The 23587-nt window shown below is 66.2% G+C and carries 22 protein-coding genes and 1 pseudogene; 15 read left to right on the top strand and 8 right to left on the bottom strand.

Annotated elements, in window-relative coordinates; all coding sequences use genetic code 11:
- Positions 1-50 precede the first annotated feature (50 nt).
- The 4 genes from C5E05_RS17550 to C5E05_RS17565 form a co-directional block, all read right to left on the bottom strand.
- Complete coding sequence (locus C5E05_RS17550) at positions 51-1022, bottom strand: substrate-binding domain-containing protein (RefSeq protein ID WP_219819579.1); 972 nt, start codon at positions 1020-1022, stop codon at positions 51-53.
- Between the two features lie 238 nt (positions 1023-1260).
- Positions 1261-2352, bottom strand: coding sequence for a zinc-binding dehydrogenase (locus C5E05_RS17555; RefSeq protein WP_104342664.1), 1092 nt, complete (start codon positions 2350-2352; stop codon positions 1261-1263).
- Between the two features lie 24 nt (positions 2353-2376).
- The gene (locus tag C5E05_RS17560; protein ID WP_104342665.1) at positions 2377-2994 is read right to left on the bottom strand and encodes a TetR/AcrR family transcriptional regulator; all 618 of its coding nucleotides are present in this window, start codon (positions 2992-2994) and stop codon (positions 2377-2379) included.
- A gap of 116 nt (positions 2995-3110) precedes the next feature.
- Positions 3111-4544 (bottom strand): APC family permease, encoded by a 1434-nt coding sequence (locus C5E05_RS17565; protein ID WP_258064913.1) that lies wholly within the window; start codon positions 4542-4544, stop codon positions 3111-3113.
- Positions 4545-5267: 723 nt separating this feature from the next.
- On the opposite strand from C5E05_RS17565, the gene C5E05_RS19900 reads away from it, so the two are divergent.
- The 11 genes and pseudogenes from C5E05_RS19900 to C5E05_RS17615 all read left to right on the top strand — a co-directional run bounded on the left by C5E05_RS19900 (position 5268) and on the right by C5E05_RS17615 (position 16270).
- The gene (locus C5E05_RS19900) at positions 5268-6158 is read left to right on the top strand and encodes a hypothetical protein (protein ID WP_146081167.1); all 891 of its coding nucleotides are present in this window, start codon (positions 5268-5270) and stop codon (positions 6156-6158) included.
- Entirely contained in the window at positions 6158-7720 is a 1563-nt protein-coding gene (locus C5E05_RS17575) for a DUF262 domain-containing protein (RefSeq protein ID WP_104342667.1), read from the top strand. Before C5E05_RS19900 ends, C5E05_RS17575 begins: the two co-directional genes overlap by 1 nt.
- Positions 7721-8023: 303 nt before the next feature.
- Positions 8024-9550: a GNAT family N-acetyltransferase gene (locus C5E05_RS17580; RefSeq protein WP_104342668.1), complete on the top strand. Its 1527-nt coding sequence runs from the start codon at positions 8024-8026 to the stop codon at positions 9548-9550.
- Positions 9517-9933: an ASCH domain-containing protein gene (locus tag C5E05_RS19905; protein ID WP_146081168.1), complete on the top strand. Its 417-nt coding sequence runs from the start codon at positions 9517-9519 to the stop codon at positions 9931-9933. Before C5E05_RS17580 ends, C5E05_RS19905 begins: the two co-directional genes overlap by 34 nt.
- Positions 9934-10175: 242 nt before the next feature.
- On the top strand, positions 10176-11069 hold the full coding sequence (gene phnD, locus C5E05_RS17585; RefSeq protein WP_104342669.1) for a phosphate/phosphite/phosphonate ABC transporter substrate-binding protein: 894 nt from the start codon (positions 10176-10178) through the stop codon (positions 11067-11069).
- A gap of 170 nt (positions 11070-11239) precedes the next feature.
- Positions 11240-11916 (top strand): annotated as a pseudogene (locus tag C5E05_RS17590) (phosphonate ABC transporter ATP-binding protein).
- Positions 11897-12739: a phosphonate ABC transporter, permease protein PhnE gene (gene phnE / locus C5E05_RS17595; protein ID WP_104342670.1), complete on the top strand. Its 843-nt coding sequence runs from the start codon at positions 11897-11899 to the stop codon at positions 12737-12739. Before C5E05_RS17590 ends, phnE begins: the two are co-directional and overlap by 20 nt.
- Positions 12736-13509 carry a tyrosine-protein phosphatase gene (locus tag C5E05_RS17600; protein ID WP_104342671.1) on the top strand — a complete coding sequence of 258 codons (774 nt, stop codon included), beginning with the start codon at positions 12736-12738 and terminating at the stop codon, positions 13507-13509. The genes phnE and C5E05_RS17600 overlap by 4 nt, the downstream gene beginning before the upstream one ends.
- Positions 13506-14201: a TetR/AcrR family transcriptional regulator gene (locus tag C5E05_RS17605; RefSeq protein ID WP_258064914.1), complete on the top strand. Its 696-nt coding sequence runs from the start codon at positions 13506-13508 to the stop codon at positions 14199-14201. The genes C5E05_RS17600 and C5E05_RS17605 overlap by 4 nt, the downstream gene beginning before the upstream one ends.
- A 51-nt stretch (positions 14202-14252) precedes the next feature.
- Positions 14253-15497, top strand: a complete 1245-nt coding sequence (locus C5E05_RS17610; RefSeq protein WP_104342672.1) for an MFS transporter — start codon at positions 14253-14255, stop codon at positions 15495-15497.
- Entirely contained in the window at positions 15494-16270 is a 777-nt protein-coding gene (locus C5E05_RS17615) for a MerR family transcriptional regulator (RefSeq protein ID WP_181059715.1), read from the top strand. Before C5E05_RS17610 ends, C5E05_RS17615 begins: the two co-directional genes overlap by 4 nt.
- 4 nt (positions 16271-16274) lie before the next feature.
- On the opposite strand, the gene C5E05_RS17620 is transcribed toward C5E05_RS17615, so the two are convergent.
- The gene (locus tag C5E05_RS17620; RefSeq protein WP_146081169.1) at positions 16275-16805 is read right to left on the bottom strand and encodes a hypothetical protein; all 531 of its coding nucleotides are present in this window, start codon (positions 16803-16805) and stop codon (positions 16275-16277) included.
- Between the two features lie 128 nt (positions 16806-16933).
- Positions 16934-17569, bottom strand: coding sequence for an RNA polymerase sigma factor (locus C5E05_RS17625; RefSeq protein ID WP_146081170.1), 636 nt, complete (start codon positions 17567-17569; stop codon positions 16934-16936).
- A 247-nt stretch (positions 17570-17816) separates the two neighbouring features.
- Here C5E05_RS17625 and C5E05_RS20290 point away from each other — a divergent pair, with 247 nt between their 5' ends.
- Complete coding sequence (locus C5E05_RS20290; protein ID WP_160074469.1) at positions 17817-17987, top strand: hypothetical protein; 171 nt, start codon at positions 17817-17819, stop codon at positions 17985-17987.
- Positions 17988-18116: 129 nt separating this feature from the next.
- Here the strand turns inward: C5E05_RS20290 and C5E05_RS17630 are convergent, their stop codons facing one another.
- Together C5E05_RS17630 and C5E05_RS17635 are read right to left on the bottom strand one after the other, a co-directional pair.
- Positions 18117-18815: a class F sortase gene (locus C5E05_RS17630; protein WP_258064915.1), complete on the bottom strand. Its 699-nt coding sequence runs from the start codon at positions 18813-18815 to the stop codon at positions 18117-18119.
- Positions 18812-19534 (bottom strand): CHRD domain-containing protein, encoded by a 723-nt coding sequence (locus C5E05_RS17635; protein ID WP_104240657.1) that lies wholly within the window; start codon positions 19532-19534, stop codon positions 18812-18814. Before C5E05_RS17635 ends, C5E05_RS17630 begins: the two co-directional genes overlap by 4 nt.
- A gap of 211 nt (positions 19535-19745) precedes the next feature.
- Between C5E05_RS17635 and C5E05_RS17640 the strand changes: the two genes are divergently transcribed.
- The 3 genes from C5E05_RS17640 to C5E05_RS17650 all read left to right on the top strand — a co-directional run bounded on the left by C5E05_RS17640 (position 19746) and on the right by C5E05_RS17650 (position 23221).
- The gene (locus tag C5E05_RS17640; RefSeq protein WP_258064916.1) at positions 19746-20324 is read left to right on the top strand and encodes an RNA polymerase sigma factor; all 579 of its coding nucleotides are present in this window, start codon (positions 19746-19748) and stop codon (positions 20322-20324) included.
- Positions 20317-21135, top strand: coding sequence for a hypothetical protein (locus tag C5E05_RS17645; RefSeq protein WP_104342678.1), 819 nt, complete (start codon positions 20317-20319; stop codon positions 21133-21135). The genes C5E05_RS17640 and C5E05_RS17645 overlap by 8 nt, the downstream gene beginning before the upstream one ends.
- Positions 21136-21745: 610 nt before the next feature.
- Complete coding sequence (locus tag C5E05_RS17650) at positions 21746-23221, top strand: HNH endonuclease signature motif containing protein (protein WP_181059717.1); 1476 nt, start codon at positions 21746-21748, stop codon at positions 23219-23221.
- Positions 23222-23587: the final 366 nt, after the last annotated feature.

Below are 23587 nucleotides of genomic sequence, written 5' to 3' on the forward strand. Positions count from 1 at the left end.
CTTCCTCCAGGAATCGATGGTGGTTGGTGGTGTCGCTCGGGGTGAGAGGATTACTTGCCGCCCTGCGCGAAGAGGGTGTCTCCGACCAGGTCGCCCGCGTTGTCCTTGGTCACGAGTTCGGTGCCCGCGTCGATCTCCGCTTCCACGTCCTCGCCGGCAGCGGCGCTGAGTGCGGTCTCGGCCGCGACGGTGCCGAGGGCGATCGGGTCGTTGAGCGAGGTCGCGACGTACTGGTCGCCTTCGGCGATCGCGTCGACAGCTTCCATGAGTCCGTCGACTCCGGCGACGAGGACGTCGGTGCGTCCGTTCTCCTGGAGCACCTGGAGGGCGCCGAGCGCCATGTCGTCGTTGTGGGCGTACACGACCTTCACGTCGGAGTTCGACTGGAGGAGGTCCTGCATGGCGGTGACGGCGTTCGAGCGGATGTACTCCGCGTACGGGCCAGCGACGATGTTCACCGACGAGTCGCCCTCGAAGACGCTGTGGAAGCCTTCCGAGCGGTCCATGGCGACGGTTCCGCCGGCGTCGCCCTGGATCTCGATGATCTTGCCGCCTTCGGCGCCGAGCGCTTCCTTGACCTGCTCGCCGACGAGCTTGCCCATCTCGACGTTGTCGCGGCCCACGTGGGCGATGGCGCCTTCCGCGGAGCGGTCGACCGTGACGACGGGGATGCCCGCGGCCTCGGCGGAGGCGATGCTCTGCGCGATGCCCTGCGGGTCGACCGGGTTGATGAGGAGGACGTCCACACCCTTGGTGATGAGGTCTTCGATGTCGTTGTTCTGCTTGGTGACGTCGCCGTTGGCGTCGACGTACTCGAGTTCAGCGCCTGCCGCGTCTGCGGCTTCCTGCACGCCGACGCCGAGCTCGACGTAGAACGGCGACTGCTGCGTGGCCTGGCTGAAGCCGATGGAGATGGTGCCGTCGTCGGCCCCGCCCGCGCTGGCGCCTTCCCCTCCTGGGGTCGTGGTGACAGAGCAGCCGGTCAGCAGCAACGATGCTGCGGCGACGGTGGTGAGAAACAAGCCCGATTTCTTCATTGAAATGACCTCCTTGGTCCGGATGACTGAGGACAAGGTAGGTCGGCTGCGAAGGCCGCGGCAACAGCTGAGCAGTGCTTTGCTCATGTGAGCACTGACACTCGCGAAACGTGCTCACATGCGCGCTCAGAAGAGCACTTCGGGGGCCGAGCGAAGTGCTCGGCCCCTGAAGCGGGAGAGGGTGTTGTCAGTGTCCGGCGGTCGCTAACGGCCCGCCGGGCGGTCAGCTCAGGTCGGTGACCACGACGCGCGCGATCTCTGGATTCTTGAGCGACGCGTAGCCGTCCTGCACGTCGGCGAGTGAGATCTCGCTGGAGACCAGGGCGTCGAGTTCGAACCGTCCCTGCAGGTAGAGGTTCGCGTAGAGGGGGATGTCGCGCTTCGCGCTGGTGCCACCCATGTAGACGCCTTCGACTCGACGTTTCATCGAGAGCAGCTCGACCGGTGAGACGGTGAGCGTGGCGGTGGGGTCGAGCACGCCGATGAGGTAGAGCCCTCCGCCCGGGGCCACCATCTGCAGCGCCTGCTGGGTGACGGGGCCGAGCCCGACGAAGTCGAAGACCGAGTCGGCGCCGACCCCCGTGATGCGCAGGACCGCGGCGACGGGGTCTTCCTTGGTGGAGTTGATGACGTGGGTCGCGCCGAATTTCTTGGCCCGTTCGAGCTTCTCGTCGGCGATGTCGATGGCGATGATGGTCGCGGCGCCGGCGGTGATGGCTCCGTTGAGGGCGTTGAGTCCGACGCCGCCCGTTCCGATGATGACGACGGCGTCGCTGGGCTGCACGTTGGCGGTGTTGAGGACTGCGCCGGCTCCGGTGACGACGCCGCAGCCGAGGAGGGCCGCCTGCGGCCAGGGGATCTCGTTCGGGACGACGGCGACCTGGTTCTCGTGCACGAGGATCTGCTGCGCGAACCCGCCGAGCGCCATGCCCTGTGCGACCGGCTGCCCGTTCTCCGAGAGGCGGGGCGGCTGGTCGGCGCTGCGTTCCGTGTAGCTCGGGTTGGAGCAGAGGGTGACCTTGCCGGCGAGGCAGCGCTTGCAGGTGCCGCAGTACTGCACGAGGCAGCCGACGACGTGATCGCCGATCTTCACCTCGGAGACGTCGGGGCCGACCCCGATGACGACGCCGGCGACTTCGTGGCCGAGCACCATGGGCGGCTCGTAGCCGAGTGGATGCGTGGCCGCGAGCTCGTCGGAGTGGCAGAGCCCCGAGGCGCGGACGTCGACGAGCACCTCGCGCCCGATCGGGGTGGCGATGTCGATGTCGGCGATCTCGAAGGGTTGTCCGTAGCCGCGGACGATGGATGCTTTCATGAGGGTGCCTTTCTTTGGAGGCCGTCAGCGTTGACGGGGGTTCGTGGGCGCATGCATCCATGGCGGCATGAGCGCGTAGAGATGGTTGGCGATCGTTTCCTCGTCGGCCTCGATCTCGTCGAGGATCCAGGCAGCGAGCAGGTGGGCGGCGGCGCTGGCGATGTAGCGCGAGGCGATGTCCGCGCGGACGCCGCGCGGGGCGCCCACCTCGCTGATGTGGGCGGCGATCGGGGGCTCCATCGCCTTCTGGATGCGGTGCGTTGCCGAAGCGCCAGGAAGCTGGAGTGCGGCTCTGTAGAGCGCGCGGTGCTGCGCGAAGTGCGCGACGAGGCGGCGCTGGGAGTCGAGCATCGCGGCGTGGGGGTCGGTGGTGCGCGCGATGTTCGCCGTCGCCGCGATGTCCGCGAAGAGCGGCTCCTGCATCCGAAGCGCGAGGTCGCTGACGTCGGCGAAGTGCGTGTAGAAGACGGAGCGACTGACGCCGAGCTCGCGCGTGATCGCCGAGACGGAGACCTCGCGGTTGTCGGCGCAGAGACGCGCGGCGGCGTCGAAGAGCCCCTGGCGGGTGCGCTCGGCGCGCGGATCGCCGGAGGTCTTGAGGTTCTCGCGGACGACCGCGATGTCGGTGGCTTCGCTGCTCACGATCTGAGGCTAGAGGTTTTCTAGACATGTGTCTAGAAGATGGATGCTCAGAAGAATCCGAACAGGATCAGGCCAGGCCAGGACCGTGCCCCGCGTCGACGCCGCCAACACCGAAATCAGGCGTTCTGCTCGACCCGTTCCTTCGCCGCGACCCGAGCCGGCAGCAGCATCCCGATCGCGAAGAACCCGGCGAGCACGACACCCCAGATGATCGCGGCGACGATGCCGCCGACGAGGAACGGGAAGTTCCAGATCGCGATGATCAGCACGAGGACAAGCCCGATGCCGCCGGCCAGGGACGCGACGGTGACCCACGACGAAGCTGTTCCCTCGGCGGCATCCCGCTTCAGGCGCGCGCGGAAGGCGACGACGGCGAAGCTCGCGAGGGTCATCATGACGATGACACCCACCGCGCCTGCGCCGGAGTACCAGGTGTAGATCTGCAGCACGGGGTCGAGCTGGGCGAGCGCGGAGACGACGACCACGAGGGCGGTGATGATCGTCACCCACAGGGATGCGCGGGACGGGGCCGAGTGCTTCGGGTGCACGGCGGCGAGGGTGCGCGGCAGCACGTCGCGCTCCCCCAGCGTGAACAGGTAGCGGGTGACGATGTTGTGGAACGCGAGCATGCACGCGAACATGCTCGTCACGACGAGGACCTGCACGATGTCGGCCATGATCGGCGCGACCACCTCGCCCGCGAGGCCGACGACGACACCGGCCGGGTCCTCGTTCGAGAGGGCAACCGCGTTGTCGGCGCCGAGGCCCGCGATGACGAGCCAGGACGAGACGAAGTAGAGCGCGCCGACCGCGATCACTGCGATGTAGGTGGCGCGGGGAACGGTGCGCTCGGGATCGCGGGCTTCGTTGCGGAACACGGCCGTCGCCTCGAACCCGAAGAAGCCGAGGAACGCGAACAGCAGGCCGAGGCCCGGGGTGCCGGAGACGGCTTCGCTGATGCTGAACGGCAGCGTCGTGAGCTCCCGCCCGGAGGCGAGCACGCCCACGTCGATGACGACGACGGCGACGACCTCGAGCACGAGGACGACGCCGAGCACCTTCGCGGAGAGGTCGATGTTGCGGTAGCCGAGGAACCCGACGATCGCGATCATGAGGGCCGAGATGAGCCACCAGGGCACCTGCATCCCGGTCCACAGCTCGAAGAGGTTGCCGGCCTGCACGCCGAGGTAGCAGGTCATCGACACCGTGAGCAGCACGTACGAGAGGAGGGCGATGGATGCGGTGCCCAGGCCCAGGCGTCGTCCGAGTCCGCGGTCGACGTAGGAGTAGAAAGCGCCAGCGTCGGGCACGTGCGGGGTCATCCACGCGTAGCCGACAGAGAAGAGCAGCAGGATCGCGGTCGCGACGAGCACCATGAGCGGTGCGCCGACGGAGCCGGAGACACCGAAGATGATCGGGAAGTTCGCGGCGACCACGGTGATGGGCGCGGCGGCCGCGATCACCATGAACACGATTCCGGGCACGCCGAGCTTGCGGGTGAGCCTGGTCTGGGATGCGGGCCGCTGTGTGCGCGGGGGCGTCTGCGTCAAGAGAGATCCTCTGCTCGGGCGAGCCGGAGAAGGGGGTGGGGGGCTCGCGCGGGTACCTGAGAACCGTAGTCGGGTATCGCCGATTTATCTGCATCGATGATCGAGAGAGTAGACCCGCCGCACCCTCAACCTGGCATGACCTTGAGTGCCGAGCGATGCACCTCGCACGAGCAAGCGGCAGCCACCAGGCTACTGAGCGCTAACCAATTTTGAGCACCGAGATCAGTCGCGATTGATACCCAGGGTGAGTTACCGAGTTCGATAGCTCGCAGTCGGAAAGTACATCTCGCTCTCGAGGCGCGCGCAGCTGGCTTTTGAGACGCCAGCGAGCTAGCAATATGGGGAACGAAAGACACCCAAACCCTTAGCCCTTGTAGGCCCTTCCCTGCTGTCTCTCGAGCCTGTAGCCCTACGGCCAGCTTCCTCGAAAAGAACCTCGATTGACAGGTTTCTCGCCAAGCAAGGACGTACCGAGCCACGATGGCGAGGGCCTTCATCACGTCGGACCGCCCAGTCAGATCCACGGCAAGGAGAGGCAGGCGACTGGCCACCACACCTTGCCACCTGAATCGAACACTGAGATAGCAAGCGCGAGGGGGGGGGTGGGGGACGATCCGCACTTGGGCGAGCATGCGGCTCAGCGACGCCCCAAGCACATGCAAGGAATCGCTTCTTTCACGACCAGGGCTAGTGGTCATCTCCCGTCACTGTCATACTCATCACATGGCGAGTGACAGAGCAGCACCCGAGGCGGAACCGCGCGTCGACGACCAATCCCAGCTCATCCCCGAGACAAAGACGGGAGAGTTGCTCGACGAATTGACGCGAACAACGGGCACAGATTTTCGAAGCGAGGAAAGCAAGTTCATGCTTTTTTTGTCGAACGCACAGTCCACTCTGCAACGATCGGAATTGCACGATGGCCTGTTCGACCTACATGAAGAACTTACGCGCACATTCATAGCCGGTAACATTCGAGCGGTCCAGCCATGGGCCACCGGGGAAAGTGAATTCCACATACAGCGCAAGAGCTGGGACTCCGTGGTTGACAAACTCTATCGCCTAAATATCGAAGAAAACCCCAACTCACCCGAACCTCCCTCCGTACTGAGACAGCCCGCGCACGGCACTGACTCAATTGCAGAGCCGGCATGGGTCACCCCACTCACCGCACATCTGGTGGCAGATGACTTACTCCGTACAAAGTTCGTAGTCCCCTTCGCGGACGGCGTGGTTACCCTTGGGCGACGAATCGAGCGACTTTCTCGAGACTTAGGTCTGCATTGCGTCAAAAGATATCACGCAAAAGACACTGGCTACCATGCGCAACACTTCTACATCACCTTCAGGACCGCGGAGTCGGGAACGGCAGACACGAGTATTTCCGTGGAAGTAAAAGTTCTCACCCAGATGCAAGATGTCCTTGGGGAGCTAACACATCTCTTGTACGTGAAGCGAAGAACCGGCGCAGTGCGGCTCCCTAAGAAGCGAAAGGTCGCTTGGGAGCTCGAATCCTCTGACTTCGAATCAGCGTACCTAGGCCACGCGGGCCACTATCTCGAGGCTTCGATTGTCAACCTCAAGAGGGCCCTGATCAGAGGAAATGAAAAGTAATGGACAATCCTGAACCGAGATCACAATACCTCAACGTTGTGCTTCGACAAATAGAACGAACATCCCTGCGGATACCTCAATTTCAACGACACTTCGTGTGGGGAGAGGGGGACGTCCTTGAGCTCTTGGGTAGCATCGTTAAGGGGTACCCAATCGGCTCCATCCTAACCTGGAAAGTTCAAACGTCAGACGAATATTTCTCAGGGTTCCGCACGGAGCCGTTCCCGCCTGCAGAGCCTGGCGTGGCAGCATATGAAGTAATTCTTGATGGCGCACAACGCCTCTCGAGCTTGTACGGAAGCCTGCGAAGCCCGGGTGAAAACGGTGTCTATCAGGTCTACTTTGACGCCGAGAAGCGCATTTTCACTCACCTTGATAAAAAGTCAACCCCACCCAAGCACTTCGTCCCCATGAATGCAATTTTCGACAGCCGAGCTTTTCTAGCAGTGCAAAGCAGCCTCGCCGAACTCCCGTCCGGCGAGAAGCTCCTAGCCAACGCATTGGACCTTTACTCAACTTTCCAAGACTACCAGATTCCAATCATTGCCCTCGCAAACGCTCAGCTCGACGAAGTTGTGGAGGTATTCAGGAGGGTAAATAGCAGCGGAACGCCACTGTCGCCTGTCGACTTTGTCAGGGCCCTTACGTGGCAATCCAGTTTCGATCTCGAGGAGACGTTCCAGACCCTGTCCGAGCGATATCAGGGCGGTCCTTTGGAAAACCTGACAGAAGAATTCCTGGTTAAGTGCCTGTCCATTACGGCCGACCTGTCAGTGGATAGCAGGGATGTAATCCAGTTGAGAGAACTATCTAGAAAGACAAATGGCCTTCGAAGCGAGGTTGTCCGGATGACTGCAGCTCTTGACGAAACAGCGAATTTCTTATGGTCCTTAAGGGTCCAAAGCGCACGGGAAGTTCCATACGAGGTCCAGAGACTCATCATTTTTGCAACCAAACTCTATCGGCCAGATACTCCCAACGAGGACCTCCGTGCATGGTTTTGGGAGTCAACCTTCGCGGAGGAACACCAGAGCAAACCAGAGTCATACACGTCCAAGCTCATCAAAGAGATGCGCGACACCGAGCACAGTCACGGCGCATTTGAGATAAAAAAGCGCGTCGAGCAAGACATACTGGCAACACGGCCACGTCGTAGGAATTCAGCTATTTCACTCGGATTCGACCTTCTACTTCGCAACTCTGATGCCAGGTCACTAATCAGCGGCGAACCCATCGATCCCGCCGATGGCTACCACGCACCCCTGTTTTCACGTACTGAGCTCTTAGACGACGGCGCAGACTCTGACCAATCGACTGCAGTTCTGGCGAACTTGGTCGCACTTTCACCAGAAGACGCCAAGATGTGGCGGTCCCAGCGCGCCTCGATAGGCCTCGAAGGACTGTTCAAGCTCTGCCAGGAACGCACGGGCGACGCGGAATCCATTTGGGCCTCTCAGTTCGTCGATAGTCGACCCGAAAGTCCGACACGAGGACTAAGGCGTAGATCGACAAACCTAATAGCCAGAGCTCTGGCTGACTCCACGGCGACTAAACCCATCTGACTATTGGACAGACGGCTCAGCACACTGTGCATGAACTGACGAGACGAGATCGACCGAAGCCGCTACTCAAATTTGGGCGCGGGAACCAGGTCAATGACTGGCGTTCTCTCGATGTACGACCTCACTACACAACCCGCTGTACTCGTCGCTTCGTCACGCGAACAGGTGATCAGCGGCCCCTCATTTAAAGACCAGAAGTGCCAGTGACACTTTTTGTGCGATCTTTTCTCCGAAATCTGGCCTGCCTCGCCTCGTCAGGGCACACATCCGATATCGTTTCTGGAAAGATCCGAGCGGAGCTCCATGCAATTCGAGACGTCATTCCTGATCGACACCAACGTCCTGATCGCGGCGGAACCATTCGCGGGGCAACTGGAGGAGCTGAGCTCTGATGTGAGCTCTTTCCTCCAGCTAGCAAGAAGATACAAGCACCGAGTACTCCTACATCCCGCCACACTCGAAGACCTCGGCGAGACCCGCGACGCTGCACACCGCGCGCAAAACGAGGCTGCGTTCCGGAAGTACGATCATGTCGCGGATACGGGGATGTCCCCTGAAGTACTTGATGTCTTTCCGGACTCTCCAAGCCGGAACGATCTAAGAGACGCGCGCATACTCTCCGCGCTCCACGTCGACACAGTTGACTTCTTGGTGACTAACGACGAGAAGCTGCGAAAGCGCGCGATTCGTCTCGGTCACGATCCTCGAGTGCTGCGCCCATACGAAGCGGCAAGACAGCTGGAGACCTGGCACCCGCAAGCACCTGCGCCACCCCCCGCCGTGGAGTACTTACCTGCCGAGGCTCTCGACGGATCCCAGGCAATCTTTGAGGGGCTTCGTCACGATTACCCGGACTTCGACACTTGGTTGGCCAAGCTGAGGAAGGACGCACCCAACAGACACTGCTGGGTTGTCCGCGGGGCCGGTGGACGCTATGACGGCATCGCTCTTGTAAAGGCTCGGGACGAGCATCCCTCCCAACGAGGACGATACGCGGTCAAGTTATCTACCTTCAAAGTCTCGGATCAAGCTAACGGGCGACGACTCGGAGAGCTCCTACTGAAGACCGTTCTGACTTGGGCCCATGGGGAGCCAGGCTGCCCGCCAGAGATGTTCGTTGAGGTCAAGACCGACAAGGAGCGACTGCTTACGTTCCTGGAGGACTTCGGGTTCGCGCCCCACACAAATAAAGGGCCGGCCGAGGCCGTCTACGTGAAGTCTCTCCGTCCTGAGGCTGGAGTAGATCTCAGCGGCCTTGAGTTCAATCGGCGGTACGGACCTCCGGCGTTGCGAGCTGGACAGCCGATCTTCGTTGTACCTATCGTTCCGCATTGGTTCCGTAGCCTGTTCCCAGACGCGCCGGACCCGAACCTACACGGCTTGCAGGCTCTCGAGGGGATGGTGATTCAGACGCCACCGCATGGGAACGCCATCCGCAAGGCGTACCTCTGTGGTTCCAAGACGAGCGAAGTTCCTGAGGGGTCGACTCTTCTCTTCTATCGGTCGCAGGGTCAGCACGAGGTCGGCGGGGGTGCCGTCGTAGCCATCGGCGTGGCGGAAAGGTCCTTCAGGACGACGGATCCTCGAGCAACTATGCGTGTCGCATTCAAGCGCACCGTTTTTACAGACGATGATGTAGCCAGGATGCACAGAGCTACGCCGGCGGTCCTCACGATCCTGTTTCGCCACGACAGGTTCCCCGACCAGGTTTGGCCAGTGCGGGAGCTTAACGAAAATCAAGTTCTAAAGTCTTGGCCCCAGTCGATAACGAGAGTACGAAACAAGGAGGGCATAGCGTGGGTGGAACAACGCCTGAACGTGTGGCCTTGATGTCGATACACCCTCGCTACGCCGAAGCCATCATGACCGGCGTCAAGACTGTTGAATTCAGAAAAAAACGTCTCGCTTCGGATATTAGTCGCGTCCTTGTGTACGCGACCGCGCCTGAAAAGAAAGTCATTGGCCATTTTGTAGTCGAGCGCATCGTCGTCGACTCGCCGAACGTGATCTGGAAACTCTATGGACAACGAGGAGTGATTGATCGGGCATCGTTCTTCGCCTACTACTCCGAGGCGACTTTCGCAGTGGCAATACTTGTCGCCGAAGCGACTCATCTGAAGACACCGATCCCCCTGAGCACATTCGAACCGCAACCCCCGGTACCACAGAGCTTCGCGTACCTACCGGCTGAGCGAACTCCACTCACGCTCTAGACCCAGTGCGATTGATCCTGCGCGTCCGTCGGTTTCTCTTCCAGCGAGGCCGTGCGTTCGGTGCGGATGGCTCCACGCAACGTTGCGCACGAGTGGCGCATGGCGGCTGACCCACCCCGCCCCAACTGTTCACCTCCGCGCCAATTTCCAGTCCACCGGTCTCGTAATTGCCGGTCACCTTCGCGAGTTTGCATACCGGTGTTCTCGAAATCCCGGGAGCATCCCTCGGAAGGACCCCGAACATGCGCCGTTCACCGCTCCTCGCCTTCGGCATCATGGGCGTCAGCGCCCTCGCCCTCACCGGCTGCCAGACGGCCGAAGCCACCGCCGACGACACGACGATCACGATCGCCACGATCCCCCTCGGCGAAGACCCCACGCAGGCCAACCCCATCGACGCCCTCGTCGAGCTCCTCGAAGCCGAGACGGGCTACACGGTCGAGGTCACCGACGTGCCCGACTACCTCAGCGTCGTCGAAGCCATCCGCGCCGACCACGTCGACATGGGCATCATGAGCGGCTTCCCCTCCGCGCTCGCCGTGAACACCGGCGAGGTGGATGCACTCCTCGCCTGGGAGGGCAGCGAAGACCCCGTTTCCACCTGCGTCGTGTTGAACGACTCCCCCGTGCAGGAGCTCACCGACCTGGAGGGCAAGACCGTCGCCTTCGCCGACCAGGCATCCAGCTCCGGCTACTTCATGCCCGTCCACATGCTCCACGAGGCCGGCCTCGAGCAGGGCACCGACTACGAGGCGATCTTCGCTGGCGGCCACGAGGGTTCGTTCGCGGCTCTCGAACAGGGTCAGGTCGACGCCGCCTGCACCTCCATCATGCTCACCGAGCTCGGCGAACCCATGTTCCCCTTCGCTGACGGCGAGTGGCGCGGCGTCGGCGAGAGCGTGCCCATGCCCGTCATGGGCAGCGTCCTCGGCAGCCCCGAACTCAGCGACGAGAAGCGCACCGTCATCCAAGACGCCATCCGGGCGGTCTTCGTCGAAGAGAACGCCGAAGCCCTCGGCGCCCTCGGCTCCGGCTTCATCGGACTCCCCGTCTCCGTCGACCCCGACCCCTCCGTCTTCGATGGCTTCGTGGAGATCGCCGGTGTCGCTGGCGTGAAGCTCGAGGACCTCGGATGACGAACCTCGCCCCGGCACCCAGCGCCAACACTGCGCCCGCAGCAGCACCCACCACCAGCGATATGGATGCACTCACCCGCCTCCCCCTCGTCACCGTGCGCGACCTCCGGGTCGCCTACGACGAGACGACCGTGCTCGACGGCGTCGACCTCGACCTGCACCCCGGCGAGATGGTCGCCCTCCTCGGCGCGTCCGGCTCCGGCAAGTCGACGCTCATGCGCGGCCTCACCGGCTTCGCCCCCATCACGGGCGGCACGGCCCGCGTCGCCGGGCACGACGTCACGAACCTCCGCCGGGGCGAGCTGCGGCAGTTGCGCGCAGGCGTCGGGCAGGTGTTCCAGCAGTTCAACCTCATCCCCCGCCTCAGCGTGCTCACGAACGTGCTCACCGGTGCCCTCCACAGCGCGGGCCCCATCAACCTCTCGTCGGTGGCTTCAGCAGCGAGCACCGCAGACGCGCGATGGAACTCCTCGACCGCGTCGGCATCGCCCACAAGGCGAAAGACCCCGCCCGTTCGCTGAGCGGCGGCCAGCAGCAGCGCGTCGCCATCGCCCGCGCCCTCATGCAGCAGCCGCGCGTGATCCTCGCCGACGAACCCGTCGCATCCCTCGACCCGAAGCTCGCCGACTCCGTGCTCGAACTGCTGAGCGACATCGCCACCCGCGACGGCATCCCCGTGCTCGTGAGCCTCCACGTGCTGCCCCTCGCGCTCCGCCGCACCGACCGCATCATCGGCCTCCGCCACGGCGAGATGCTCGTCTCGGCCCCCACCGGCGCGCTCGACGCCGAGAAGCTCTCCGTGCTCTACGACGCCGAGGAGGCCCACGATGACAACCACCGCGCCTAAGCCGCCCCGCGCATCCACGGCCCCCTCGCTCACGACCGCCGAACGCGACCGCCTCGAACGTGCCTTCTCGATCCCGCGAGCGCGCTTCCTGCTCGGCATCCCCGTCGCCATCATCGTGCTGCTCTGGTCGTTCGCGGGCGCAGAGTTCAACTTCTCGAAGCTCGGCCACGGCGCCATCAACATGGGCGAGTTCCTCTCGCGCCTCTTCCCGCCCGACTTCTCGAAGTTCGGCACCATCTTCTCGCTCCTCATCGAGACCCTGCAGATGGCCATCGTCGGCACCGTCCTCGGGGCCGTGCTGTCGCTGTTCATGGCGTTCGCCGCGTCGTCGAACATCGCCCCGAAGTGGATGTACTACCCGGCCCGCTGGGTCATGAACATCATCCGCTCGGTGCCAGACCTCGTCTTCGCCCTCATGTTCGTCTCCGCGGTCGGGCTCGGCCCGTTCGCGGGCATCCTCGCCATGACGCTCGGCTCGATCGGCTCCATCGGCAAGGTCTACGCCGAGGCCATGGAATCCGTCGACCGCGGGCCCATGTCCGCCATGCAGGCGGTGGGCGCATCCCGGCGCCAGCTCATCCAGTACGGGGTGCTCCCGCAGGCCGCGCCGCTCCTCGTCTCCTACACGCTGCTGCTCTTCGAGGGCAACGTGCGCGGCGCCACCATCCTCGGCCTCGTCGGGGCCGGCGGCATCGGCCTCGAGCTCACCACGGCAATGAAGATGTACGACTACGGACACCTCAGCGCCATCATCATCTGCATCATCGTGCTCGTCACGCTGATCGACCAGGGCAGCGCCCTCATCCGAAAGCGACTCACATGACCACCACGCTCGACATCACCCTCTCCGCACCCGTCAACCTGCGCGACCTCGGCGGCACCCCCATCGCCGGCGGCACCCTCCGCGAGGGGCTCGCGATCCGCGCCGACGACCTGTCCGTCATCACCGAAGCGGATGCTCGCGAGCTGACCGCAGGCGGGCTCGCCTCGGTCATCGACCTCCGCACCGCCGACGAGGTCGCCCTCACGGGTCGGGGCCCCCTCGCCGCGCACTCCGTCGCCTACCACCACCTGCCCCTCATGGGCAGCGTCGGCGGCGGGTTGCCCACCGCCGACGAGCACGGGAGCGCGCACGCCGGCATGGGCGAGATGTACGCGCTCATGGTCGAGTCGGCCGCGCCGCAGCTCGCCGCGGCGCTCGGCATCATCGCCGTCTCCCCCGGCGCCACGGCCTTCCACTGCGCGGCCGGCCGCGACCGCACGGGCGTGCTCGCCGCGATGCTCCTCCTCGCCCTCGGCGCAGCAGACGACGACATCGTGCGCGACTACGCGAAGACCGACGCCAACATGGGCGCGATTCTGGCCCGCATCGGCCCCACCATGAGCGTGCTGCTCGCGAAGTTCGGCATGGAGCTCGAGGAGGTGTCGAAGCTCAACGGCTCCCTCATGGGCGACGCCGAACCCATGGACGTGTCGATGCGCATCCTCCTCGCCCGCCTCCGCGAGCGCCACGGCGACCCACTCGCTCCGCTGCGAGCGGCTGGGCTCACCGACGCGACGATCGCGCAGCTCCGTGAACGGGCCATCGCGTGACGACCACCGCACCCGCCTCGGCGCTCGCATCCATCGAAACGGATGCGAGCGCCTCGGCGCGCTCGTGTGGGTCGGCAGCGCCGTCAGCATCGGCAGATCTCGACACACGCCGGGGCCCCGGGCGGCCTCGCACGGAGGAACTCGACGGGCAGATCCTCGCCGCCACGCTCGCCATCATCGACGCCGACGAGGCCGTCACCGTATCGAGGGTCGTGGAGCGGAGCGGCGTGAGCCGGGCCGCCCTCTACCGACGGTGGCCGTCGATGACGCTCCTGATCGCGGCTGCGCTCGACGTCGGGCGCACGATCCCCCCGACGCTGGGCAAGCCCGGCGACCTGCGGGACAGCATCGTCGACTTCCTCATGGGCGCATCCGCCGACCTCGACGAGACCAGCTACCCCGACCAGCGGTTCCGGCAGCGCATCCGCCTCGTGATGAGCGACCGGGAGCTGCAGCAGGCGTACTGGGAGTCGCACGTCTCCGTGCGCCGCCGACCCATCGAAAATGCCCTCCGCGCCGGCATCGCCGAGGGGTCGCTGCGCGCAGACCTCGACGTCGAGGCGTGCTTCGACCTCATCGCCGGCATCTTCTACTACCAGCTCGTTGTCCGCGGCTGCCGCTTCGACGACCCCGCCGCGCGGGCGCGCTGCCGGGCCGGCCTCGAGGTGGCGTGGCGCGGGATGGAGGCGTAGGGCGCCTCCCCACTTGACCCCGCCCCAACGTCATAGTTTCTGCTTGACCGCATGAACCTTCTGCCGGTCACGTACCTCGCGTCGCATGTCCTGTCCCTGCTCGGCAACTCGATCGCTGGCATCGCCCTCCCGCTGATCGTGCTCTCGACGACGGGCAGCGCCCTCGGGGCCGGCACGGTCGCGGCGGCCACCGCCATCCCGGCGGTGCTCGCGGGCCTCTTCATGGGCGTCGTCATCGACCGCATCAACCGGCGCACCTCGTCCGTCGTCACCGACCTCATCTCGGCCGCCTCGATCGCTGCGCTCCCGATCATCGACCTCGTCTCGGGGCTCAACCTCGGCTGGTTCGTGCTCTTCGGCATCATCGGATCCCTCGGCGACGTGCCGGGCATGACCGCCCGCGAAGCGCTCCTCCCCGCCATCGTCCGCCACGGCGACATCAGCGCCGAACGCCTCATGGGCGTGCGCGAGAGCCTCAGCGCCGTCGCCATCTTCGTCGGCCCCGCCGCGGCCGGCACCCTCATGGTGCTCTTCGACGGCTCCACCGTGCTGTGGATCACCGCTGCAACCTCCCTCCTCGCCGCCCTCATCACCCTCCTCATCCCGCGGGCGGTCGGCGTGATCGTCGCCGACGACGGATCGCGCGCATCCACCCCGACGGGCACCGGATGGAGGCAGCAGCGCGACGGCTGGCGGGCCCTGTTCCGCAGCCCGTTCCTCGTCGCCACCACGGCGCTCAGCCTCGTGTCGGTGTTCGTGCTCGCCGGCTTGCAGGGACTCGTGCTGCCCGTCTACTTCACGCTGGTCGAGCAGCCGGGACTGCTCGGGTTCGTGCTCAGCGCGCTCGCCCTCGGCATGCTCATCGGCGGCGGCACCTACGCGGTCGCCGGCACGCGCGGCCCCCGCCGCGCCTGGTTCGTGGTCGGCATGATCGGCACGACCATCGGCATCGGCCTCATCAGCCTCCTCACCTCGGTCTGGGTCGTGTTCGCGGGCGCCTTCGTCATGGGCGCCGCGAGCGGCCTCTTCGGCAGCCTCATGGGCGTGCTCATGATCGAGCGCATCCCCGAGCAGCTGCGCGGCCGCATCATGGGCACCCAGAACGCCCTCACCACGGCGGCCCCGTCGCTCGGCATCATGCTCGCGGCCGTGCTCACCGAGTACACCAGCGTCAACATCGCCGCGCTGGCGCTGCTCGGGGCGTGGGGATGCGCGTTCCTCTACGGCCTCGTCGCCCGCCCGCTTCGTACACTGGAGCCCCAGGCAACGAGCGCGAACGCGGGTGGTGTGCGGTGAACAGCAGCGAGCTCGCCCGTCGCGCCGGGGTCACGGTGCGCGCCCTGCGGCACTACCACCAGGTCGGAGTCCTGGATGAGCCGCCTCGCTCCTCGAACGGGTACCGGCAGTACGGGGTGCACCACCTGATCAGGGTGCTGCGCATCCGCCGCCTCTCCGCGCTCGGGATTGCGCTCGAGGAGATGCCGCGCCTCCTCGACGAGCACGGCGCCGAGGCGCCAGCGGTGCTCGACCGGCTCGACGCCGAGCTCGCGGCGCAGATCGACCACCTCACCGCACAGCGCGAGCTCATCGCGCAGCTGCGACCCCTCCCGACCACGCCGGACCTGCCGCCGGAGCTCGCCGCGTACATGGGCACCCTCGCCGGCCACCTCTCCCCCGAGCTCGAGCAGATGGACCGCGACCAGACGGTGCTGCTCGCGCATCTCGTCGGCGAGGACGGCATGCCGCACCTCGTCGGGTACTACGAGCAGCTCAGCGACCCCGCGCTGGTGCCGCAGATCGTGGCCATCACGGCTGACTTCCACGGACTCGGCGAAGACACGAGCGAGGCGGCCTTCGACGACTTCGTTGAGCGATTCGTGGCGACCTTCGCGCAGGTCGTCGACTCGCTGCGGACGGATGCGCCAGACCTCGACCTGTCGGACGCGGCCGGCCTCTTCGACGAGTACTCCGAGTCGGTGCTCAACGCGGCGCAGCAGCGCGCGCTGGCACTCATCGGGAAGCGGCTGGACGGGTCAGCTCACGATGCCGAAGCACGGGAGCCTGCCTAGCGCCTTACAACTTCCCGTACGCCTCCATCGCGTCGGTCAGCCCCCGCGCGAGGATGTCCTTGCCGAAGGCGTCGGAGTTCTCGTCGAACTCGCCCTCCAGCTCGAGGTCGGCGTTGAGCGTCAGCGTGAGGTCATCGAACCTGGCGACGTAGCGGCCCGAGGCACCGGCCTGGAAGAACACCTCGACCTCGACGCCGCTCACCTCGATGAGTTCCGAGAGCTCGTCGGCCTCGGTCGGCCCATCCACCCACAGCAGCAGCGTCGGCGCCGACTTCATGCCGTCGCGCCACTCGCAATCAGGGTCGGGCGAGAGCGTCTGCCCTGACGACGGCGACACGAACCCCGCCGCCGTCAACGTCTCGTCGGAGATCGCCGTGCACGGGTCGATGTCGGCGTAGCCCGACTCGACGAGCGCCTCATCCGGGGTCACCTCGACGCCGTTGCGCGTATAGGTCACGTCGCTCACGCACCCCACGAACCCGCCAAGCGACACGGCGGATGCACTCAGCACGGCCAACAGACGCGTCCCTCTCATGAACCCGAGCCTAGAGAACAGCCCCGCGGGCCACAATCATTCGATGCGCCCTGCAGGGATCAGCACCCAGGTGCGGAGACGAGGATGTGCCAGCAGCCGCGACGGTCGGATGCGCCGCGAACACCGCGTCAGCGCCAGTCGGCCATGGCGATCGCGAGGGCCTTGCGGGCCCGGGCGATCGAACCGCGGACGGTGCTCACGGGCAGCTCGAGCTCCTCGCCGATGTCCTGGTAGCTCATCGACTCCAGCTCGCGCATCACCCAGCAGCGCCGCTGCTGCTCGGGAAGCCGCGATAGTGCGATGTGCAGGGCGGCGGAGAGCAGCGCGAGCTGCGCGTTGGTCGTCGGCGACTGCGTGTCCGACGCGGCATAGTCGCCGTCCTCGACGCTGTCATGCTCGCGTCGGCGCCTGAGCACGTCGACGCTCCTGGATGCGACGATGCGCAGCATCCAGGACCGCACGGCGGCCAGATCCTTGAGCGTCGAGATCTTGGTCCACGCGTCAGCGAGCGACTCCTGCACCACGTCGTCGGCCTCTGCGTCGGAGCCGAGGCGACGCCGCGCGCAGACGTACATGAGGGTCCGGTACCGCTGCACGAGCAGATCGAAGGCGCGCGCGTCGCCGAGCGAGGCGAGGCCAGCGAGGAACTCATCGCTGTCATCGGCGTCCGCCACACTCCGGAACTGTGCGAGGGCCTGCGAGCGACCGCGGGTCTTCGTTCGGGATGCGGCGGATGTCTGCCATGGAGCGTCAAGGGCAAGCATGGACACGGACCTCACCTCCGGCTGCCCGACGTGAGGTCAGGCGCGCCACTCTTGGAGGGCTCCCCACCCCTTCGAGTGGCCCGCGGAACCCGGGCGCATCGCCGCGCCTGCCATCCATTCGGAGCGGACGAGGGATGGGATTGCGAGCCTTCGAGTGCTGATGCGTGACCGTGACCTCCGGTTGCGCTGGCCCAACTCAGGTCGTCGTTTGGCTTGCTCCTCGGGATTAGTTAGTTAGACTAGCTATATGTCCGATACAAGCGTCGACCACGAAGTCGAGAACCGACAGGCAACCCCCGCCGACGGCTTCTGGGACGCCTACCAGCGCAGCACGATGCCACGAGAGGCCATCGCCATCTGCGGCGTGGTGGTCATCATCAGCACCGGAATCGCCACGGCGATCTCCACCTTCTTCTAGGCGCGACGGGACTCGCGGGAGCGACTGGCCAGAGGCGGAGCCTGAGCAAACGGCCGCCCCTCAGCGACGAGCCAGAGACGGATCTTGAGCAACCGGCCGAGCGGCGAGAGCCGAACGTCGAGCCGGGGGCTAGACCGCCGTCGCGAACACGACGACGTTCTTGTCGTAGTGCCCCACGTCGCGGTCGAAGTAGCCGCCGCATGTGATGAGGCGTAGCTCGTCGCCCGGCACCGCGCCGAAGACGCGCGCCGTTGGGAACTCGGCCTTCTCGACCGTGACGACCTCGGTGACCTGATAGCTGGTGACGCCGCCTTCGACGTCGCTCACGCTCACCACATCGCCAGCGGCGAGCTCGTCGAGCCGGAAGAACGCGGCGGGGCCGGCGAGACCGTCGACGTGGGCCGCGATGACCGTCGGCCCCCGACCGCCGGGCTTGCCGCCACCCGTGAACCAGCCGATCTCGTCGAAGTCCACGGGCACCTCCATCTTGCCGTCGGCGGCGATGCCGAGGTCGATGAGCGTGTCCTCGACACCGATCGCCGGGATCGACACCGCCGTGGGGGCGACGCCTTCCTGGAGCACCTCGACGCCACCCGCTGGGGGCGCCGCCGGAGACTCGACCTGCGCCGGCGCGGTCGCCTCCGGAGCGGATTCGGGAGCGGACTCCGGAGCGGACTCGACCGCAGTCGTCGAAGGCTGGACGCCCTCGGGAGGCGAGGCGTCCCCGCTCGGGGCGGCCGCGCATCCGCTCACGAGGAGCGCGGCCGCAACGACGAGCACCGGGACGCGCAACGCGCGCCCCGGCACCCGAGAGGAGTTCCTGGTCACTGACCCGCTGCGCGAGCCTTGCGCGCAACCGCGAGCCCGGCGACGCCGGCAACGGCGAGGCCGCCGAGACCGAGGAAGCTGAGCGTCATCGCGTCGAGGCCACCAGCGGCTGCGGCTCCGCCGGCACCCGTGTCGACGCCGCCGACCGGAACCTGCACGAGCTGGCCGCGGACGACGCCGGCCTTGAAGTCAGCCGTGTGCGAGTCGCCCGTGAAGCCGGCCGGGTTCGCCTCGATCTGCTTGAGCGTGAAGCCCTCACCCGTGTCCGTGCCGGCGTCCGAGTTGAGGCCCGTCGTGAACGGGCCCTCGAGGCATCCGCTGCTCGTGCGCGTACCATCACCGTTGTCGGTGGGGTTCGGGAAGGCGATGCGCGGCGGGCCGGCCTGGCCCTCGGCAGCCTCGTGGATGTGCGTGGCGGTCTTCGCGGGGCTCTCGTACTCGCCCGTCACTCCCGTGAGGGTGATGTCGTAGCAGATGATGTTCAGGTCCGAGTTGATGCGGAAGTCGAACTGACCCATCGCCCCCGGCTCACCCGGGGTCACAACACCGTCGTTGTTGATGACCGCATCCGGAGTCGCCATGACCGTGTAGGCGCTCGTGAACGAGTCCGGCTCGGCGACCTCCGTCTCAGCGGTGGCGGGAGCTGCGGCGACAAGGGCGATGGCGGCGGCAGCTGTGGCGCCGAGGGCGAGCGACTTCGCGAACGTGTGCTTGGGCATGAGGGGTGCCTTCCTGCTTCGCAGCTCCCCGATGGAGCCGTCGTACAGGGGCATACGGCGGCGACCCGTCCCGCGTTCATCGGACTTCGAACTTTTTCTGACGAAGATTTCGGGAAGCCCCCTGAACGCTGGACCCGATCCGGCGGTACTCCCCTGTACCAACCCGAGTTGGGGTATACCAACCCGAGTTGAGTCACCGGAGGGAGCAGCCGTGAGCACTGCCGTTATCGTTGACCGCGCACGGTGGTCGACGACGAGAGGACACGCCCGTATGGCGGATGCGCCCCACTCGTTCGACCTGCACTCGGCGTTCCGCGACCACGGCAGCGTGCTCCTCGGCTTCACCGTCAACGCCCTCCGCGACCGGCCGCTCGCCGAGGACTGCGTGCAGGAGACCTTCCTCCGAGCCTGGCGCGCCCGAGACAGCTTCGACTCCACCAAGGGCGGCGAGCGGACCTGGCTCTTCGCGATCGCCCGCAACGTCATCTCCGACGCGCTGCGAGCCCGCGACCGGCTCCCCCGCATCGCAGCCTCCGACGCATCCACCGCCTCCGCGGACCTCCCCGCCGAGACCCCGGACCCGCTGACCGGGCTCGGCCTCACGGAAGCGCTCGCCCGCCTGCCGGACGAGCAGCGGGAAGCGATCGTCGCCATCCACCTGACCGGGTACAGCTACGCTGAGTTCTCCGCCCGCTGCGGGGTGCCCGTCGCCACTCTCCGCACCCGCGTCTTCTACGGCCTCCGCGCCGTCCGCGGCCACCTCGACGAACCTGGAGGAGCTCGTGACTGACCACAACGCAGACCGCCGCGGCGAGCTCATCGCCGCCGCCCTCGTCGGCGAACTCAGCGCAGTCGAAGCCGCCGAGTTCGAGCGGATGCGCGCTTCCGACCCCACCATCGACGCCGAGCTGGCCGAGCTGCGCGCCCTGACGGGACAGCTCTCCGACCATCCCGAGTGGCTGGATGCGACGCCCAGCGATGAGCTTCGTGACGCCGTGCTGGCATTCGGGGCCGCCGACGCTGGTGCCGATGGTCCTCAATCGGGTGAGCGTGACCGTGGCAGTGGCAGTGACCGTGACCGTGACAGTGACAGTGACAGTGGCAGTGACCGTGACCGTGACCGTTACACAGAAGCGCGGGCCGCGCCGGTCACGCCACTGCGTCGCCGGCGCTTCGGCGGCGCCCTGCTCGCCGGAGTCGCCGCCGTCGGCCTCCTGGTCGGCGTCGTCGGCGGCTTCTTCCTCCCCCGCCCCGAGACGCCGCCGCCCGTCGGCGACCCAGGAACGCTCGGCGCCGTCGAACCCGTCGACTTCCAAGGCGAACCCGCCGGCGTGGAGATCGACGGCAGCGTCGTCGCGCACACCTGGGGCACCGAGACCCTCCTCACCGTCACCGGTCTGCCGAGCGGCGAGTTCTACTCGGTGGTCGTCGTGGATGCGACCGGAGACGACGTCGGATCAGGGACCTTCCTCGGCTCCGAGGTCGAGATCAACTGCGCCGTCAACGCTGCAGCGCTGCGCGAAGAGGTCACGAGCGTCGAGATCCGCGGGGAAAGCGGCGACGTCGTCGCCGCTGCCGCGCTGCCGCGCGTCGAGGGGTAGCTTCCGGGGCTGGCACTGCCGGGGCGAGCGAGCACTGCCGGAGCAAGCACCTTCGGGGGGCTTTCGGGGGCAAGCGCTGCCGGGGCAGGCGTTGCCGGGGCAGGCACCTTCGGGGCTGGCACTTTCGGGGGCGGTCGCTGCCAGGGCAGGCACCTTCGAAGGCGAGCACTGTCAGGGCGGGCATGTCCGGGACCGGAGGGGCCCGGCGTGAGTCGGGACGAATCCGGGCCGGCCGTCTTTCGCCAGACGCGCCTGGGATGAAGCTCGGGTCCACTGTCGGTAGCACGTGGTCTGCTGAGCCGAGACGCGGGCGTGCCTGGCAGCCCGCGCGATCCCTCCAGCGACGTGAGATGGAGCGCATGCCAGTCAAACCGGGGCGTACATGTTGAGAACCTGCACCTGCACCTGCACCTGCGCATTCGAAACTAGAAACGAATTCGTAGGGAAAAGTCCTGTTCAACTGTTGATTGAACCGGGCCAAGTTGGTATACTCGAATCAATCTTGGGGGAGGTTATCGTGGCATCGCAGGCTGAGCAGGAGGCGCATCGTCAGTCGTCAGGACAGTCGTCAGGACAGTCGTCAAGGCAACCCTCAGGTGAGACGGCTGTCGTGGACGCGCTTCTCGAGGCGCGCTTCCAGATGGCAAGCCTTCCGGACGCGGAGATCGTCGTTGTGCTCCGTGAGCTCGCGGCTCGCCGACGCGTCCTGGACGCCGCGCTCGTTGAGGTAGCTGGCGAACTCTTGCGCCGCGAAGACGAGTCTCCGCGAGCGGAGACGGTCGCTCGGAAGTCCGGGTTTCGGAACCTTGCGGCGATGGTCGAGCAGGTGCTCGCGGTGAAGCCCTTCGAGGCGAAGACCTTGCTGCACGTCGCAGAGGCGACGAGGGAGCGGATGAGCGCCACGGGCGAGCCGATCCCGCCGAGGTACGCGGAAGTGTCGAAGGCGGTGGGCTCCGGGGTTCTGTCGGTGGCGCAGGCAGCCGCGATCACGAAGGGGCTCGACCGCACCGGCAACCGGGTGGACGTCGACGAGCTCGCCCGCGCCGAGGGTGAGCTGGTCGCGTCCGCGTGCGGCCTGAATCCAGAAGATGAACAGCCCGCGGTACCGAAGGTCCTCGAGGTGCAGGCCGCGACCTGGGTTTCCTACCTCGACCCCGACGGCGACGAGCCGCGCGCCGACAAGATCGCCGAAGAGCGCGGCCTCTGGATTACGCGGCGCGCCGACGGTGCGGTGTCAGGGAAGTTCGTCGCGACGCCCGAGCAAGGCGAGCAGCTGCTCTCAGTCTTCGACGCCCTCCTCTCTCCGCGCCGAGCCGTGGAGTTCCCGGCCGCATCCGAGTGCGGGGAACCACTCGCGCCAGCACTCGGTGCCGACGAGCTCCCGTCCGGTGCCGGCCGCAGCGACGGTGACAACCACAGCGACGTCGGTGAGGACGAGATCGTTGACGTCCCACTGGTTGACCCGCGCTCGATCGAGCAGCAGCGCATCGACGCGCTCACGATGATCCTCCGCGCCTACGCCGAGTCACCCGACGCGCCCCGCACCGGCGGCGAGGCACCAACGGTCATCATCGTCACCACCACCGCCGGACAAGACGGCACCGCCACCCGACCCGAAGACCTGCCCCACCTCGAGCGCACCGGAGAGCCAGTCCCACCGTCAGTCGCAGCCCAGGTCGTCTGCGACGGGTTCATCCGCATCGCGATTACCGACACCAACGGCGAGATCCTCGACCTCGGCCGCAAACAACGCCTCTTCACCACAGCCCAACGCCGGGCGGTCGCAACCCGCGACCGGCACTGCCGCGCACCCGGATGCAGCGCACCAGTCCGCTGGTGCGAAGTGCACCACGCCCTGCCCTGGAGTCAGGGCGGACCAACCGACGCGAAAGACGGCATCCTGCTGTGCTCCTTCCACCACCACGAAGTGCACCGCGAGAGACTCACCCTCACTCGCAGCAGCAACGGACGCTGGCACGTCGCACCCACGCTCGGACGCCACGTACCGCCCAGAACCGTCCGCCGCCGCGGATACGCACCCAGCGACACCCAGGCCGCCCGCCCACAGGTCAACCGAAGAGCTTGAGGTCCTTCAACCTTGTATTCCTGCGACCCTGCAACCCGTGCAAGCGCGCAACCCCACGGTGCCGCAGACCGCGGCCCAACGGGTCAACGGGTCAACGGGTCAACGGGTCAACGGGTCAACGGACCTACAATCCCGATCCCGAGCCCGAGCCCGAGCCCGAGCCCGAGCCCGAGCCCAGATTCCCCCGGACCCACGAACCCGAGACCTCACGCGCTCACGGACACTTACAGGCTCACGGACCCGAAATCTCACGCGCTCACAGGTCGCGGACGCTCACGACTCACGACTCACGACTCACGGCCCTACGGCCCTACGGCCCTAAGGCCCTAAGGGTCTACGGCTCTACGGCTCTACGGCTCTACGGCT

It is taken from the genome of Pseudoclavibacter sp. AY1H1, assembly GCF_002931055.1.
Classification (GTDB): Bacteria; Actinomycetota; Actinomycetes; order Actinomycetales; family Microbacteriaceae; genus Pseudoclavibacter.